Below are 16,337 nucleotides of genomic sequence, written 5' to 3'. Positions count from 1 at the left end.
ATGCGGAAGGCGACCTCAGCCCTGGTGGGTCTGCTGCTGGCCGGGGTCGCCGCGACTCCGGCTCAAGCGGAGACCGTTAGGTCTACGCAGTGGCATCTCGATGCCATGAAGGCCGACGACATCTGGTCGATCAGCACGGGCAAGGATGTCACCGTTGCGGTAATAGACACCGGCGTAAAGCGCATCCCTGAGCTTGAGGGTCAGGTGCTGCCGGGTAAGAATTTCGCTTCCGCCAGCTACACGGGTGACGAACGCACTGACCACAGCCACCACGGTACGGCCATCGCTGCGGTCATCGCAGGCAATGGCAAGGGTCCCGGCGGTGCGGACAGTGCGTTTGGTCTGGCACCTGGTGCGAAAATCCTACCTCTGCGGGTCGATTTCGGGGGCGATGGCACCGCCCCCTTCCGTTCGATGATTCAGGCTATCCGCTTTGCCGCTGATTCGGACGCCAAGATTCTCAACGTTTCGATGGGCGGCATCAATCAAAGCGACGATTTGGACAGTGCCGTCAAGTACGCCCTAGGTAAAGGCAAATTGATCTTTGCCAGCGTTGGGAACGACGGCAATGAGGGCGTAATTTGGCCAGCGGCGACACCTGGAGTGGTGGGTGTTGGGGCGGTCGACGCCAAGGGCGGGCCAACGAAGGAGTCCCAGCACAACCGTTACGTGGACATTGTGGCGCCCGGGAAAGATATCGTTTCTGGCTGCGACGGCGGAACAGGACTTTGTAATAGCAGCGGTACAAGCGAGGCCACTGCCCTCGCCTCCGCCTCCGCCGCGCTGCTCTGGTCCGTCCACCCCGACTGGACCAACAACCAGATCCTCCGCGTCCTCCTGAACACCGCCGGGAAGCCCAAGGACGGCGCGCAGCGCAACGACTACGTCGGCTACGGCGTCGTCCGCCCCCGCATCGCGGTCCCCACGCCCGGCGACCCCGGGCCGGCCGACGTGTACCCGCTGCCCGACCTCGCGGCGGCCGCGTCGCCCAGCCCCGCGCCCGGCGGCAAAGCCGCCCCCGCGCCCGGTAAGTCCGCGCCGCAGGCCCAGGCGAAGAAGGACGACACCGGCAGCGCCCTGCCCTGGATCGCCCTCGGACTCGGAGCCTGCCTGATCATCGGCGGTGCAGTCACGGCGGTCGTCATCCAGCAGCGCTCACGACGCTGAGGGCCCCGACACCCCACCCACCCAAGGAGAGCACCGCATGTCCTTCGACGAAGAGTGGGCCACCGCGCGCGCCACTGCCGCGGCCAACGTGTCCATGCGGCTCAACCGCGTCCCCACCGAACCCGGCGGCGGCACCGGTGGCGGGGACCTGGAGCTCAATCAGGACCACATCGGGGCCGTCGGCACTGAAGCCTTCACACTCCACGAGCGTCTGTCCACCGACGGCAAGCACGCCGACACCTCCACCGCCACGGCCGCCGGAGCGCTGTCCAAGGAGGGGTTCGCCACCGGGGCCGCCCTGCTCAAGGCGGCGCACCGCTGGGAGAGTCAGGTGAAGACCCTCGTCGCAGGATGCGCCACCATCTCCAACGGCCTGAACTACTCCCTCTCCTCGCACAACAAGGAGGAGAAGCAGCTCTACGCCGAGTTCACCAGCTCCAAGATCGACGAGTACCTCAAGTAGACGAGTACCTCAAGTAGTGGCCCCGGCACGCTGGAAGGCGGCGTAGACCCGTGTTGTCGTACGAGAACGTCCTGAACGCCCCCATCGACCAGCTCGCGACCGCGATAAGCGACTGGGCGGCGATGGTCAAGAAACTGGACGAACTCGCCGAGGCAGCCCGTAACGGCATGAAGGCGAAGGCCGACAAAGCCGAATGGCGCGGGGTCACCGCCAGCGTGGGACGGTCGTTCGTCGACAAGACGGCCAAGGAGTTCGAGGACGCCGCCAAGGAGGCCAAGGGCATCCACCAAGCTCTGACCGAGGGGCACGCCACCTTCAAATCCTCCCGCGAACAGCTGAAGAAAATCACCGACGAAGAGGCCCCCGCCGCCGGTTTCCGGGTGGACGGCAAGGGGAAGGTCTCGCCCGCCCCGCTGGTCACCGACGCGGAGCGCAACGCCGCACGGCACGACCCCGACTACCAGCAGTCGATCCGCGACAACCTGCCCCTGTGGCAGGCCAAGATCGACGCGATCATCGACACCTGTGACGACGTCGACCAGTCGCTGGCCCGCCTGCTCAACGCGAACGTGGCCGAGGATCACAACTTCAGTGCTCCCAAGTACGCCGACCTCACCGCCGAACAGGCCGGGCACGCCATCGATCTGGCGCACAAGGGGCGCGCTCTCTCCCATGCCGAGCTGACAGAACTGAACGAGCTGCTGGCGGACAACGCGAAGAAGGCGGAGTTCTCCACCGCGTTCTACGGGGCGCTCGGCCCCAAGGGCGCGCTGGAGTTCTACGGGCAGATGTCGACCGATACTTACGACTACGCGAAGCAGGACCCGCAGCGTCTCAAGGACGTCCAGCAGCTTCAGCAGAACCTGGGCCTTAACCTCGCGACGGCGACCCGGTCCACGTCCGAACCGAGCCTGCCGCCGAGCTTCGCGCTGGAGTTGCGCAAGCTCGGCACCGAGCGCATCCCGCTTGCGAAGTACGAGCAGAATCCGCCCTTCGGCTACCAGCTGCTCGGCGGCATCATGCGGTACGGGAACTACGACCCCAAGTTTCTGCTGCCGATCGCGGAACACGCGACCCAGATCCACGCCAAGGATCCTGACTTCTTCAACCAGTCGCGGCAGCTCAACGGCTACGGCAAGAACATGCTCAACCCCTCCGGCATCAACGGCGCGGGCTACGACCCGGTGACCAGCTTCCTGGAGGCGCTGGGCCACAGCCCCGACGCCGCGTCCCAGTTCTTCGACCCGGAGCGCGAACCGCATGCCTACAACCAGGACGGCACGGAGAAGTCCGGTCACCCGGACCTGGGTACGGGCGCGGACAAGAAGCCGATCAAGAACTACCTCGACTTCTTCGGCCATGCGAAGTACGACGCGACCATCGACATGGAGGGGTTCAACCCCGACGACTTCCCCAAGATCCAAAAGTACATGCCGGACGCCTTGGGGCACGCCCTCGAAGCCGCCACCCTCGGCCACGCCTGGGACGACCCCGCGCCCCACCTGGTCCGCACCGAGGCCGGTGCGCGTGTCATGCACGAAGTGGTTACCAAGTACGGCGGGGACGCCGAGCTACTCAAAGAGCAGGAAACGATTTCCGACAGCCTGGGGCGTATGGGCGCCGGCTACATCGACGATCTCAACTACGCGCTACGTGGCAATGACAGTGAAAGCGTCTTCGCGAGGCAAGAAGGGGACGGCCACGTCACAGTCGAGCGCGCGGAGGCTCGTAGGTTCCTCAGCAGTCTCGGTCAGCATCCTGACTCGTACTTGACCATGTCCAGAGCGGAATCGCTCTTCGCGGCCTCCGTCTTGGAAGCCCAGGTGGGCCCGGACGGCACGCTCAACCAGAGCAGCTTGAGGGAGGCCGCACGAACGAGTGGCGAATTCCAAGGAACCTTGGACGAGTCCCGTGGGAAACAGATCCAGGCTGAGGCCGACAAATGGAACGAGAATTACGAGAGGGCTCTGGAGAAGCAGACGGGATGGACGGAGTCCGCGGCGACTGGCGTGATCGCCGCTGGTGTCGCCTTCCTGCCGGCTACCGCTGCCGCCGCGGGCGCTGCGGCTGTACTGGTGCCGCTCGGAGTCGACCTGGGCACCGGTGCGATGGAGCAGGTTGCCGGTGACCTCGTCGGTGACTGGTCCGCGGACGAGAAGCAACGGCAGAAGGACATCCACGACGGCAAGGTCCACGCCGACAGGGCGGAGGTGTACGCACAGGGTGAGGCCTTGGCGTACGCACCGGTCGACAACTTCTTGCGTCGACACCCGGTGAGCGACAAGGACCCGTTCGACGAAGATCTCCGGGAGTCTCTCAGCTCCGGCTACTCCACAGGCGGGCGCAACGAAGCGAACATGGGCAACGATCCCGTGACCCCAAAGAAGTGGGGAGGATGAACAACGTGGTTCCGGCCCGCAGATTCGGTGCGATGCCTTGGCGACGGTTGCCCGTACCGTTGTTGGCCATCGGCATGCTCCTCGGCGGATGCGGGGCCGATGAGCCGGATCAGGCTCCCCGCGAGTTGACCGGTTCCGAGGTGTGCCCCGGGGGGCTACTCACTGCCGATGCCGTCCGGGCGTTGAACCTGCTGACGGCCGGAGCCGCGTTCAAGCCGCCGCCCAGGGACGTCCAGGACGTGTCCTCGGCGGCGCGTGCGTTGGTGCAGGGCTTTCAAGCGAACGGGGAATCCCACGTCGACGCTGTGTGTGAAGCCAGGCCGGTCGATTCGATGAATCGCCACGTTGTCTTCGTGAGCTTCGAGATTGAGAGCGAGGCCACGCGCAAGTACGAGCACAGTGAGAGCGGCCAGGGCTACTACTGGGAGTACGACCTGGGCCGCAATGCCCTCGCCAACGCACGGCAGGCGCGGCTCTACTTCGACTGTGTTAGCACGCGGCTGGGTGGCCCGGAGAAGTCCGTGCCGATCGCGGCGCGCGCGAGCGTCGGCGACATGTCGAGCACCACGGTCGATGCCGCCCCGCGCGAGGCGAACCTCACCATCGTCCACTCCGCCGCGCGGGCCATGGCCAAGGAGCTGGGCTGTAAGGACGGCGGTGGTCTGCCGGAGCGCTTGGTGGTGAAGGAGAAGGCCGCCCCCACCCGGTAGCGGAACGGGCAAAGCCGCGGCCCGCTCCCGGGGGTGGAGTCCCGGGGCGGGCCGCTTCGGAAGCCGTGACCGGAATCGAACCGGCGTAACTCGCTTTGCAGGCGAGTCCCTCAACCACTCGGGCACACGGCTGGGTGGTGGTGATGGGTCGACCGTACGAGGGGGTGGGGGAGGCGGGGAAGGGGGGCGGCCGGGGTGCAATGCGACTGCCATGCTCCGTTCACAACCGGGGCGGGCGTAGGCCCGGAGGCGGAGCGGCGGATCCGTCAAAATGACAGGGTCGAGACCGGGCTACGGACCTTACCCTGGGGCGATGAGTGTCCTGAAGCCCCGTGTCCCCCAGACGGCCGACGCGTCCGTTCCGCCCCCGTCGCAGGGTGGGGTCCTCGCACCGCCGTACCGGACGCTGAGCATCGGGATGGTCTCCGTCATATTCCTGATCGCCTTCGAGGCCACCGCCGTGGGCACGGCGATGCCCGTCGCGGCCCGCGAGTTGGACGGGATCGGGCTCTACGCCTTCGCCTTCTCCGCCTACTTCACGACCAGCCTCTTCGGCATGGTGCTCGCCGGCCAGTGGGCCGACCTCCAGGGTCCGCTGCGGCCGCTCGCCGTCGGGATCGGGGCGTTCGCCGCCGGGCTGGTGGTGTCGGGGACCGCCGGTGTGATGTGGGTGTTCCTGCTCGGGCGGGCGGTGCAGGGGTTCGGGGGCGGGCTGGTGATCGTCGCCCTGTACGTCGTCGTCAGCCGGGCCTACGAGGAACGGCTGAGGCCCGCCATCATGGCGGCCTTCGCCGCGAGCTGGGTGGTGCCGTCGATCGTGGGGCCGCTGGCCGCCGGGACGGTGACCGAGCGGCTCGGGTGGCGCTGGGTGTTCCTGGCGATCCCCGTGCTGGTCGTCGTACCGCTGGTCGTGGCCCTGCCGGCGATCCGCCGGACCGCGGGCGGCCCGGTGCGGACGGCGGACGGCCCGGACCCGTTCGACCGACGGCGTATCCGGCTGGCCCTCGGCATCTCCGCGGGCGCGGGGTTGCTCCAGTACGCGGCCCAGGACCTGCGGTGGCTGTCGCTGCTGCCGGGCGTCGTGGGCGCGGCCCTGTTGGTGCCGGCGGTGCGGGGGTTGCTGCCGCGCGGGACGTACCGGGCGCGGCGGGGGCTGCCGTCGGTGGTGCTGCTGCGCGGGGTCGCGGCCGGGGCGTTCATCGCGGCGGAGAGCTTCGTGCCGCTGATGCTGGTCACCCAGCGGGGTCTGAGCCCGACCATGGCGGGGTTCTCGCTGGCGCTCGGCGGGCTGACGTGGGCGGTCGGTTCGTGGGTGCAGTCCAAGGGGCGGATGGAGCCGTACCGGCAGCGGCTGATGGTGGCCGGGATGGTGATGGTGGCCGTGGCCATCGCGACGGCGCCGGCCGTGCTGGTGCCTTGGGTGCCGGTGTGGACGCCGGCGCTGGCGTGGGGTCTGGGGTGTTTCGGCATGGGCCTCGTCATCGGACCGACGGGTGTGTTGCTGATGAAGTTGTCCCCGCCGCAGGAGGCCGGGGCCAACTCCGCCGCGCTGCAGATCTCGGACGCGCTGGCGAACGTGGTGCTGCTGGCGGCGGGCGGCGCGGCGTTCGCGGCGCTCGGCGGGGGTGCGGTCGGCGCCGGGCACGGCCTCGCGCGGGGCGCGGGCGCGACCGCCTCGCACCCGACCGCGTTCGTGGCCGTGTTCCTGCCCATGGCCGCCGTGGCGCTGGTCGGCGCCTGGGTCGCGACCCGGCTGGACCCCCCCCGGCCAGGCCCTGACCCCGCCCGGGCCCCCAACCCTGCCGGCCCTCGACCGGGCCAGGCCTGACCCCGCCCTGACCTCGCCCGGGCCCCGACCCGCCAGCCCTCGATCCGGCCAGGCCCGCCCGCGCCCCGCCGGCCTCCGATCCGGCCAAGTCCCACCCGGGCCCCGACCCGTCGGATCTCGACCCGGGCTGGACCCCGCCCGGCCAGGCCGGACCCGTCCCTGCCCGAACCCTGACGCCGCCCCGGCCAGGCCCGCCCCCGCCCCGCCGGCCCCCGACCCGGCCAAGTCCCCACCCGGACCCGCGACCCCGCCGCGACCCCGGTCCGGCCGGGCGGCACTCCCGTGGTTCGGCCCGGGCCCGAGCCCGGGGCCTGCGCCGAGTCGGGTGGTGGGCACCGGGCCCGTGTGACGCTCGCCGCACCCGTCGAGGTCGCGGGCCTGTCCCTCGTCGGGGGGCGGTCCCGCACCGGTAGGGTGGCCCGGTTGTCCTACGTACGACTGCCGAGAGCGACGAACCGGAGACCGTGACTACTACCGCCTCCCACCACCTCTCACCCGCCTTCCCCGGTCGCGCGCCGTGGGGTACCGCCAGCAAGCTGCGTGCCTGGCAGGAGAGTGCGCTGGGCCGATACCTGGAGACGCAGCCGCGCGACTTCCTCGCCGTCGCGACCCCCGGCGCGGGCAAGACCACCTTCGCGCTGACCCTCGCCTCCTGGCTGCTGCACCACCACGTCGTGCAGCAGGTGACCGTCGTCGCGCCGACCGAGCACCTCAAGAAGCAGTGGGCCGAGGCCGCCGCCCGGATAGGCATCCGGCTCGACCCGGAGTACTCCGCCGGACCGCTGAGCAAGGACTACCACGGCGTCGCCGTCACCTACGCGGGCGTCGGCGTCCGCCCGATGCTGCACCGCAACCGGTGCGAGCAACGCAAGACCCTGGTGATCCTCGACGAGATCCACCACGCGGGCGACTCCAAGTCCTGGGGCGAGGCCTGCCTGGAGGCGTTCGACCCGGCCACCCGCCGGCTCGCGCTGACCGGTACGCCCTTCCGGTCCGACACCAACCCGATCCCGTTCGTGACGTACGAGGAAGGCAACGACGGCATCCGGCGGTCGTCGGCCGACTACACCTACGGCTACGGGAACGCCCTCGGCGACGGCGTCGTGCGGCCCGTCATCTTCCTCTCCTACAGCGGCAACATGCGCTGGCGCACCAAGGCGGGCGACGAGATCGCCGCCCGCCTGGGCGAGCCGATGACCAAGGACGCCATCTCGCAGGCCTGGCGCACCGCGCTGGACCCGCGCGGCGACTGGATGCCGAACGTACTGCGCGCCGCCGACCAGCGGCTGACGGAGGTCCGCAAGGGCATCCCCGACGCCGGCGGCCTCGTCATCGCCTCCGACCAGGACTCGGCGCGCGCGTACGCCAAGCTGATCCGGGAGATCACCGGGAGCAAGCCGACCGTCGTCCTGTCCGACGACACCGGGGCCTCGAAGCGGATCGACGACTTCAGCGCGGGCGACGACCGCTGGATGGTCGCGGTGCGGATGGTGTCGGAAGGCGTCGACGTACCGCGCCTCGCCGTGGGCGTTTATGCCACCACCATTTCGACACCGCTGTTCTTCGCGCAGGCCGTGGGTCGTTTCGTACGTTCACGCCGGCGCGGCGAGACCGCTTCCGTGTTCCTTCCGACGATTCCGTACCTGCTCGGATTCGCCAATGAGATGGAAGTCGAACGGGACCACGTTCTCGACAAACCGAAGAAACAGGGTGAGGAAGACCCTTATGCCGAGTCCGAGAAGGAAATGGACGAGGCGAACAAACTGGAGGACGAGGACACCGGCGAGGACGAGCAGATGTCCTTCGAGGCGCTGGAGTCCGACGCCGTCTTCGACCGGGTGCTCTACGACGGCGCCGAATTCGGCATGCAGGCGCACCCCGGCAGCGAGGAGGAACAGGACTACCTGGGCATCCCCGGACTGCTGGAGCCCGACCAGGTGCAGATGCTGCTCCAGAAGCGGCAGTCCCGGCAGATCGCGCACAGCCGGCGCAAGCCGGACACCGAGGCGGACCTGCTGGAGCTGCCCGCCGACCGGCGCCCTGTGGTTTCGCACAAGGAGCTGCTGGAGCTCCGCAAGTCGCTGAACACGATGGTCGGCGCGTACGTCCACCAGAGCGGCAAGCCGCACGGGGTGATCCACACGGAGCTGCGCCGGGTGTGCGGCGGCCCGCCGAGCGCGGAGGCGACGGCGGGGCAGCTGCGGGAGCGCATCAAGAAGGTCCAGGAGTGGGCCACCCGGATGCGGTGACGCGTGTCGTCACCGCGCGTCGCCGCGGGTACGAGGACCGGTCCGTGCGCGATCGGCCCTCGTACCGTTGATCGACGTGATCGACGTCGGATTCGATATGGGGCGTTCGTCCCTCGGTCGGTCGCTCGACGCGGCGCGGGTCCGCTACGGACATGAACGCGGGGCAGTGGTTGTCACTCGAAAGAAATTCAGACGCAAGAACATCACGAATTGACACACGGGCCGGAAAAAAACGGAACAAACCGGCGCTAGGCGCCCGGATTGTGGACGAGGTCTTCCGCTAAGCGGACCTGCTCGCTACTGTCCCCGCATCGAACGCCCCGTGGCAGCGCCGCCGCGGGAGCGCAGCCGGAGCCATGCCATGGCCGCAACCGGCGGCCTCTCCGTGCGTCGCCGAGGGACCGGCAGCGCTCCACCCCGCGAGAGTCACCGCCGCCCAGTGAAAGAGGGAGAGGCGTCGTGACTGCGGAAACCTCCCAGACCCTCGACCGAGGGCTCAGGGTTCTCAAGCTGCTCGCGGACACCGACCACGGTCTGACCGTCACCGAGCTCTCCAACCGCCTCGGTGTCAACCGCACCGTCGTCTACCGTCTGCTCGCCACGCTCGAACAGCACGCCCTGGTCCGCCGCGACCTCGGCGGCCGGGCCAGGGTCGGGCTCGGCGTGCTCCGGCTGGGACGTCAGGTCCACCCGCTCGTCCGCGAGGCGGCCCTGCCCGCGCTGCGCTCCCTCGCCGAGGACATCGGGGCCACCGCGCACCTGACGCTCGTCGACGGCACCGAGGCGCTCGCGGTGGCCGTCGTGGAACCGACCTGGACCGACTACCACGTGGCCTACCGGGCCGGCTTCCGCCACCCGCTGGACCGCGGGGCCGCCGGGCGGGCCATCCTGGCCGCCCGTCAGGGCGCGCTCACGGAGCCCGGGTACACCCTGACCCACGGGGAGCTCGAAGCGGGCGCCAGTGGCGCCGCGGCGCCACTGGTCGGCATCACCGGCTTGGAGGGCAGCGTCGGCGTGGTCATGCTGGCCGACGCCGTGCCCGAGCGGGTCGGCCCGCGCGTGGTCGACGCGGCCCGCGAGGTCGCCGACGCCCTGCGCTGAGCCCTTCCGCGCCACCGCCCCGCGCCGATGTCCGCGCCACCGGCCCGCGCCGACGCCCGCGCCACCGGCCCGCGCCGATGGGCCGGCGCGCGTGATGTGGCGCCTACGGGCTCGCGCCGAGGCCTCCTGCGGCGGGGCGGGGCGGGCGCCGGGTCCCGGTCCGCCGGGGCGCGGGCACTGGCGTGCGCACGATGGCGTTCCGCACGGGCCCGATAGATTGACCGAGTGCTCTCTCGCCTCACACGTCTGCCGCGTCCCGCTGCCCTGGGCCTCTGCGCCCTGCCCGTCCTCGGGCTGTTCGTCGCGGCGGCCTTCGCGCCGCTGCCCTTCGTGATCGCCCAGCCGGGGCTCACCGCCGACGTGCTCGGCGCGCGCGACGGCAAGCCCGTCATCGTCGTCACCGGCGCCCCCACCCGGGAGACCAGGGGCCAGCTGCGGATGACCACCATCCAGGCCACCGGCCCCTCCTCGACGGTACGGCTGCCCGAACTCGTCTCCCGCTGGTTCGACCACACCCGGGCCGTCATGCCCCGGGAGGCCGTCTACCCGTCGGGCGGAAGCGACAAGGAGATCGAGCAGCACAACCTGGAGGAAATGGCCACGTCCCAGTCGAGCGCCTCCGAGGCCGCGCTCGGTTACCTGCGCAAGGACCCCAAGACGGTGAAGGCCGAGCTCCACCTGGCCGACGTCGGCGGCCCCAGCGCCGGCCTGCTGTTCTCCCTGGGCATCGTCGACAAGCTCGACGGCGACGGCAGCGGCGGCGACCTCACCGGAGGCCGCGTCATCGCCGGTACGGGAACCATCGACGCCGGGGGCGACGTCGGCGCGGTCGGCGGTGTCGCCCTCAAGACGCAGGCCGCCAAGCGCGACGGGGCGAGCGTGTTCCTCGTCCCGAAGGCGGAGTGCTCCGACGCCCGCTCCGAGCTCCCCGAGGGACTCCGGCTGATCCCCGTCACCTCGTTGACCAGCGCGGTGGACGCCCTCCGCGCACTCAACCGAGGGGCGCCGGTTCCGTCCTGCTGACCGGTACGGGCGGACCCGCCGCCGGCACGGGGGCACCGGCCGCCGCCACCCGCGCGCCCTCCGGCCCTCCCGGCACCTCCGGTCCTCCCGGGAGCGCCGGACGGTCCATGCCGCGCCAGGCCGGGAACACCAGGGGGCTCAGCGTCGCCAACAGGCAGACGCCGCCGAAGGCGAGGAGCGCCGGGGCGGCGCCGAAACCGTCGACCAGCATGCCCGCCGCGAGACCGCCCAGCGGCATCGTCAACTCACAGCCCGCCGTGGTCACCCCGGCGACCCGGCTGCGCAGCGCGTCCGGCACCTGCTCGTAGACCACCGTGGACAGGATCGGGTTGAGCACGCCCGCCCCCAGCCCCGACAGCGCCATGGTCACCGCGAGCGGCCACGGGGTGTCGGTGACGGCGGCCACCAGGTACCGGGGCGCCCCGCACAGCAGGAACGCCACCGCGAACACCGTCCGGCGGTCCAGCCGCTCGCCCCACATCCCGTAGAGGAGCGCGCCGAGCAGCGCGGAGCCGCCGAACAGGGACACCATCAGGCCGATCGCGGCGGGACCGCCGAGGGCCTCGCGGCCGTGCACGGGCAGCAGGACCGAGGACCAGCCCTGGTCCAGGCCGTTGGTCGTCATCACCATCAAGGTGATGCCCAGCAGCAGCCGCGACCGGGTCACGAAGCCCCAGCCCTCCGCGAGTTCGCCCCGGTAGCCGGCGAACGAGATCTTCCCCGCGGCACGCTGCGGCTCGGCCGCCGGCACGCCCCGCAGGAAGGCGGTGACCAGCAGAGCCGACGCGGCGAAGGTGGCGGCGTCCACGAGCAGGATCGACTCGGCCCCGAACGCGGCGATCAACAGTCCGGCCAGGGCGGCCCCGATCATGCGGGCACCGCGCGAGACGGCGTCGTAGAAACCGGCCGCACGGGCGAGGGGGGTGCCGGCGTGTTCGGCGAGGTCGGGGAGCAGGACGCCGCGGGCGGTCAGGCCCGGGGTGTGGACGAGGCCGCCGAGCGCCATCAGGGCGCACAGCATCCAGAACTCCAGCAGCCCCGCGTAGTGCAGCAGCGGGATGGCGCCGACGGACAGCGCGCAGATCAGGTCGGAGGCGGCGGACACCCGGCGGCGTCCGATCCGGTCGATGACGGGGCCGCCGACGAGGGCCGCCACGATCACGGGCAGAGTGGCGCAGAAGGCGACGACCCCGGCCCGGCCGGCGCTTCCGGTGGTCTGGAGCACGAACCAGGGCACCCCGATGAGGGTGAGGGAACTGCCCGCTATGGAGACGGTGTTGGCGGTCAGGACCGCGGCGAGGGGACGTTTGCTCATGACGTGCGCCGCGCGCGGGCGCCTTGGCGGGGGAACGCGTGGGTGTGGACGCGGACCGGCAATCGGCCCTCGGCGGGTGGCAGGTCGCGGAAGCCGTTGACCAGGTCGTGCATCTTGTGGATCAGGTCGAGGCTCTCCTCGGCCGTCAGGTGCAGCGTGAAGTCGCTGAGATCGGAGCCGCGTCGCCACGCGGCCGACCAGGTGTGGGCGTTGCCGAGCCAGGTGCTCACCTCCTGCGCGTGGATGGTCGCGACCTCGTGCAGGAAGAAGTCCGCCGCGCCGCGGGTGGCCGGGTCGTCGTCGTAGAGCAGCGACTCGTCGAACCGCATGCCGTCGTGGGAGGCCTTCCACCACCGCTCGCGGCCCTTGCCGTGCTCGGGCGCGTCCTCGACGAACCCGTAGGCGGCGAGCTGGCGCAGGTGGTAGCTGGTGGACCCGCTCGACTCGCCGAGCCGCTCGGCGAGCCGGGAGGCGGTGGCCGGCCCGTCGTGGCGGAGGGCGGCCAACATGCGCATGCGCAGAGGGTGGGCGATGCCGCGCAGTGAGCGGGCGTCGAGGGTGCGGACCTGGGGCTCTGGGACTTCCGGCGTCTCGGGCACGGACTCACCGTAGAGTTGCAAAGAGTCCTATGCAAGGGTTTCTTTGCAACTCGTCAGGGGGTCAATCAGTCGTCAGCGGCGGCCTGTTCGACCAGCGGGATGATCCGCAGGGGCACCGGGTTCTCCATCACGATCGCCGTGGAGGCCCGCACGATCCCCTCGAAGCCGACCACCCGGTCGATCACCCGTTGGAGGTCCGCGTTGGAGCGGGCCACCAGCCGGCACAACATGTCCCCCTGCCCGGTCGTCGTGTGGAGCTCCAGCACCTCCGGCACCCCGTCCAGGTGGGCCCGTACGTCGGCCCCTTGGCCCTGTTTGATCTCCAGCGTGGCGAAGGCGGTCACCGGGTAGCCGAGCGCCGCCGGATCGACCTGCGGACCGAAACCGCGGATGACCCCCTTCGACTGGAGCCGGTCCAGGCGCGCCTGCGCCGTGCCGCGCGCCACGCCGAGCCGCCGGGACGCCTCCAGCACCCCGATCCGGGGCTCACGCGCCAGGAGCACGATCAGGCGCCCGTCCAGTTCGTCGATTCCCATGGCTTCCTCCGGACCGAGCGGCGGGGTGGTCATACTGCACAGATCTCCCAGCCAGTCTCGGACCGTGCTGGGCAATGTGTACAGCGGAAATCGAAACTATTGCGCAGCTTGTGGATCGGCGGGACTCTGCGCTCATGACTGAGTCTTTGGCGAACCTCGAAACCACCCCGGCCACCGCGCGTGAGGCCGACCCCTTCCCCGTGAAGGGCATGGACGCGGTCGTCTTCGCCGTCGGCAACGCCAAGCAGGCCGCGCACTACTACTCCACCGCGTTCGGCATGAAGCTCGTCGCCTACTCCGGACCGGAGAACGGCGTCCGCGAGACGGCCAGCTACGTCCTGACCAACGGCTCCGCCCGCTTCGTCCTGACCTCCGTCATCAAGGCGGCCACGGACCACGGCCGGTTCCTCGCCGAGCACGTCGCCGAGCACGGCGACGGCGTGATCGACCTCGCGATCGAGGTCCCGGACGCCCGTGCGGCGTACGCGTACGCCGTCGAGCACGGCGCGCGCGGGCTGGACGAGCCGTACGAGGTCAAGGACGAGCACGGCACGGTCGTCCTCGCCGCGATCGCGACCTACGGCCAGACCCGCCACACCCTGGTGGAGCGCAAGGAGTACTCCGGCCCCTACCTGCCGGGCTTCGTCGCCGTCGACCCGATGGTCGAGCCGCCGGCCAAGCGCACCTTCCAGGCGATCGACCACTGCGTGGGCAACGTCGAGCTCGGTCGGATGAACGAGTGGGTGGCGTTCTACAACAAGGTCATGGGCTTCACGAACATGAAGGAGTTCGTGGGCGACGACATCGCGACCGAGTACTCGGCGCTGATGTCGAAGGTGGTCGCGGACGGCACCCTCAAGGTGAAGTTCCCGATCAACGAGCCGGCGATCGCGAAGAAGAAGTCGCAGATCGACGAGTACCTGGAGTTCTACGGCGGTGCGGGCGTCCAGCACATCGCGCTGGCCTCCAACGACATCGTGGCGACGGTTCGGTCCATGCGGGCGGCGGGCGTGCAGTTCCTCGACACCCCGGACTCGTACTACGACACGCTCGGCGAGTGGGCCGGCGAGACGCGGGTGCCGGTGGAGACGCTGCGCGAGCTCAAGATCCTCGTCGACCGCGACGAGGACGGCTACCTGCTGCAGATCTTCACCAAGCCGGTGCAGGACCGGCCGACCGTGTTCTTCGAGATCATCGAGCGGCACGGGTCGATGGGGTTCGGCAAGGGCAACTTCAAGGCGCTGTTCGAAGCGATCGAGCGCGAGCAGGAGAAGCGCGGCAACCTGTAAGCCGCGCCGACCGCCGCACGGCCCCGCCGCCCCCCTCAGGGGGCGGCGGGGCCGTGGCGTGCGGGGCCGGTCGGTGCCGGGGCCGGGGAGGCGTCTCAGGTGCCCGTCTGGTCGGTTTTGGCGGGGCCGGGTTGCGAGGGCTTCGGTTTGGGGGCGGCCTTCGGGAGGTCCGGGGCGACCCAGGGGGTGGCCGGCTGCATGTTCTCCGGGCCGCCCGGAGGGGGCTGGGCCAGGGCGGCGAGGGTCTCCTTCGCCAGCGGGCCCCGCAGCGGCGAGAAGCCCGGGTTCGTCCGCAGGGCCTCCTGCAAGTGCCGCCGCGCCCCCGCCTCGTCGCCCAGGCCGCGCTCGATCACCGCCCGGTGGTAGGAGAACTCCGCGCTGCGCAGCCCCGGTTCCGTCGCCTTCTTCGCGTACTCCAGCGCCATCGCGTCGTCGCCCGTACGGTGCAGCGCCCACCCCAGCGCGTCCGCGACCTCCATGCTCTTGTGCCGCCCCCACTCCTGCGTCAGCCGGCGCACCGCCGCCTCGGGATCGCGGTGGTCGGCCTCGTAGAGCCCGAGCACCACGTTCTCGTCCACCGGCTGCGCGCCCTCGGCCGCCGCCAGGGCCCCGAGCGCCTCGTACGGCACCCGGGCCTCCTCCGCCCGCCCCATCGACTCCAGCAGCTCGCCCAGCTCCAGTTGCAGGCGCGGCAGCGCCGCCCGCCCCAGCGCCATCCGGTAGTCCCGTACCGCCTCACCGCCCCGCCCCAGCGAGGCCAGGGCCCGGGCCCGGCCGCCCAAGGCCTCCGCCTGCGCCGGATCCGTCCGCAGCGCCGCCTCGTACTGGCTCAGCGCCTCCTCCGGGTCGCCCCGCTCCCAGGACAGCTCCCCGAGCCGGAACAGCGTGTACGCCTTCTCCGCCGGGGCCTTCGCCGCGCCGGCCGCGTGCTCCATCGCCATCACCGCGTCCTCGCGCCAGCCGCGGTCCCGGTACACCTCGGAGGCCTTGACGTACGCCGCCAGCCCCGAGTGCAGCTCGTCCAGCCGCTCCAGCGCCTTCTGCGCGGCCTTGTAGTCGCCGAGCCCGGAGTACGCGTCCACGAGCACGGGGTACGCCGTCCAGCGCCGCGGCGCCTGCGCCCGTACCAACTCGCCCCACTTCTTCGCGGTCCCGAAGTCGCGCCGGGCGTTGGCCAGCGCGCCCATGCCCGTCATCGCGTCGAAGTTGCCCTTCTCGGGGGGCCGCAACTCCAGCGACCGTTTCAGGGCCCCCTCCGCCTTCGGGAACCAGTCCGGGGCGGCCGTGCGCCGCGCCTGCTCCAGATAGGCCGATCCGAGCACGGCCCAGGAGGCATCGTCATCTGGGTGCTTGGCGAGCCATTTCTCCCGGTCCGCGACCAGCGCCGTCAGGTCCACGGCCGCCGCCGGGGCGCCCAGGCCCATCGCCGACGCCGCCCGCTGGCTCGGCCCCGGCGGGCGCGCGTCGTCCCCGGTGCGGGCGGGCCTGATCACCAGGGCCCCGACGATCAGGACCACCGCGACCGCGGCCGCCACGAGCGTCTTGCGGCCGGTGAACGTCACGGCCGGCTCGGCCTGCTCCGATGCGTAGTCGATACGGTCCATGCGTTCACTGTGCGTCAATATGAAGAGTGCGCCGGGGTGTCCGAAGAGGGTCGC

The 16,337-nt window shown here is 70.8% G+C and carries 13 protein-coding genes and 1 tRNA gene; 9 read left to right on the top strand and 5 right to left on the bottom strand.

From position 1 onward, the window contains the following. Positions 1–24: 24 nt before the first annotated feature. From mycP to E6R62_RS17815, 4 genes are read left to right on the top strand one after another with little or no spacing between them, the layout of a single operon-like run. Positions 25–1,167 (top strand): type VII secretion-associated serine protease mycosin, encoded by a 1,143-nt coding sequence (gene mycP, locus E6R62_RS17830; protein ID WP_240801732.1) that lies wholly within the window; start codon positions 25–27, stop codon positions 1,165–1,167. A 37-nt stretch (positions 1,168–1,204) separates the two neighbouring features. Continuing rightward, a complete protein-coding gene (locus E6R62_RS17825) occupies positions 1,205–1,630 on the top strand; it encodes a hypothetical protein (protein ID WP_136214428.1) in 426 nt (141 codons plus the stop codon). 50 nt (positions 1,631–1,680) lie between these two features. After that, positions 1,681–4,029 carry a hypothetical protein gene (locus E6R62_RS17820; protein ID WP_136214427.1) on the top strand — a complete coding sequence of 783 codons (2,349 nt, stop codon included), beginning with the start codon at positions 1,681–1,683 and terminating at the stop codon, positions 4,027–4,029. Beyond that, positions 4,026–4,739: a hypothetical protein gene (locus E6R62_RS17815; protein WP_136214426.1), complete on the top strand. Its 714-nt coding sequence runs from the start codon at positions 4,026–4,028 to the stop codon at positions 4,737–4,739. The genes E6R62_RS17820 and E6R62_RS17815 overlap by 4 nt, the downstream gene beginning before the upstream one ends. A 60-nt stretch (positions 4,740–4,799) precedes the next feature. Here the strand turns inward: E6R62_RS17815 and E6R62_RS17810 are convergent. Next, positions 4,800–4,871 (bottom strand) — tRNA-Cys (locus tag E6R62_RS17810). Between the two features lie 181 nt (positions 4,872–5,052). On the opposite strand from E6R62_RS17810, the gene E6R62_RS17805 reads away from it, so the two are divergent. From E6R62_RS17805 to E6R62_RS17790, 4 genes are all read left to right on the top strand, one after another. Beyond that, on the top strand, positions 5,053–6,567 hold the full coding sequence (locus tag E6R62_RS17805; RefSeq protein ID WP_136214425.1) for an MFS transporter: 1,515 nt from the start codon (positions 5,053–5,055) through the stop codon (positions 6,565–6,567). A gap of 464 nt (positions 6,568–7,031) precedes the next feature. Next, a complete protein-coding gene (locus E6R62_RS17800; protein WP_136214424.1) occupies positions 7,032–8,816 on the top strand; it encodes a DEAD/DEAH box helicase in 1,785 nt (594 codons plus the stop codon). Between the two features lie 459 nt (positions 8,817–9,275). Further along, positions 9,276–9,917, top strand: coding sequence for an IclR family transcriptional regulator (locus tag E6R62_RS17795; protein WP_136214423.1), 642 nt, complete (start codon positions 9,276–9,278; stop codon positions 9,915–9,917). A gap of 225 nt (positions 9,918–10,142) precedes the next feature. Next, on the top strand, positions 10,143–10,940 hold the full coding sequence (locus E6R62_RS17790) for a S16 family serine protease (RefSeq protein WP_136214422.1): 798 nt from the start codon (positions 10,143–10,145) through the stop codon (positions 10,938–10,940). On the opposite strand, the gene E6R62_RS17785 is transcribed toward E6R62_RS17790, so the two are convergent. The 3 genes from E6R62_RS17785 to E6R62_RS17775 all read right to left on the bottom strand — a co-directional run bounded on the left by E6R62_RS17785 (position 10,909) and on the right by E6R62_RS17775 (position 13,390). Continuing rightward, positions 10,909–12,255: an MFS transporter gene (locus tag E6R62_RS17785; RefSeq protein WP_136214421.1), complete on the bottom strand. Its 1,347-nt coding sequence runs from the start codon at positions 12,253–12,255 to the stop codon at positions 10,909–10,911. The genes E6R62_RS17790 and E6R62_RS17785 overlap by 32 nt on opposite strands. Continuing rightward, complete coding sequence (locus tag E6R62_RS17780; protein ID WP_136214420.1) at positions 12,252–12,854, bottom strand: transcriptional regulator; 603 nt, start codon at positions 12,852–12,854, stop codon at positions 12,252–12,254. Before E6R62_RS17780 ends, E6R62_RS17785 begins: the two co-directional genes overlap by 4 nt. 65 nt (positions 12,855–12,919) lie before the next feature. Continuing rightward, positions 12,920–13,390, bottom strand: coding sequence for an Lrp/AsnC family transcriptional regulator (locus tag E6R62_RS17775; protein WP_136214469.1), 471 nt, complete (start codon positions 13,388–13,390; stop codon positions 12,920–12,922). Between the two features lie 134 nt (positions 13,391–13,524). Here E6R62_RS17775 and hppD point away from each other — a divergent pair, with 134 nt between their 5' ends. Next, the gene (gene hppD / locus E6R62_RS17770; RefSeq protein ID WP_136214419.1) at positions 13,525–14,679 is read left to right on the top strand and encodes a 4-hydroxyphenylpyruvate dioxygenase; all 1,155 of its coding nucleotides are present in this window, start codon (positions 13,525–13,527) and stop codon (positions 14,677–14,679) included. Positions 14,680–14,774: 95 nt separating this feature from the next. Here the strand turns inward: hppD and E6R62_RS17765 are convergent, their stop codons facing one another. Next, positions 14,775–16,283 (bottom strand): lipopolysaccharide assembly protein LapB, encoded by a 1,509-nt coding sequence (locus E6R62_RS17765; protein ID WP_240801731.1) that lies wholly within the window; start codon positions 16,281–16,283, stop codon positions 14,775–14,777. Positions 16,284–16,337: the final 54 nt, after the last annotated feature.

The organism is Streptomyces sp. A1136 (genome assembly GCF_004795055.1).
GTDB lineage: Bacteria > Actinomycetota > Actinomycetes > Streptomycetales > Streptomycetaceae > Streptomyces.
Note: the sequence above shows the minus strand (reverse complement) of the source record. Positions and strands in the feature narration are given on the sequence as shown.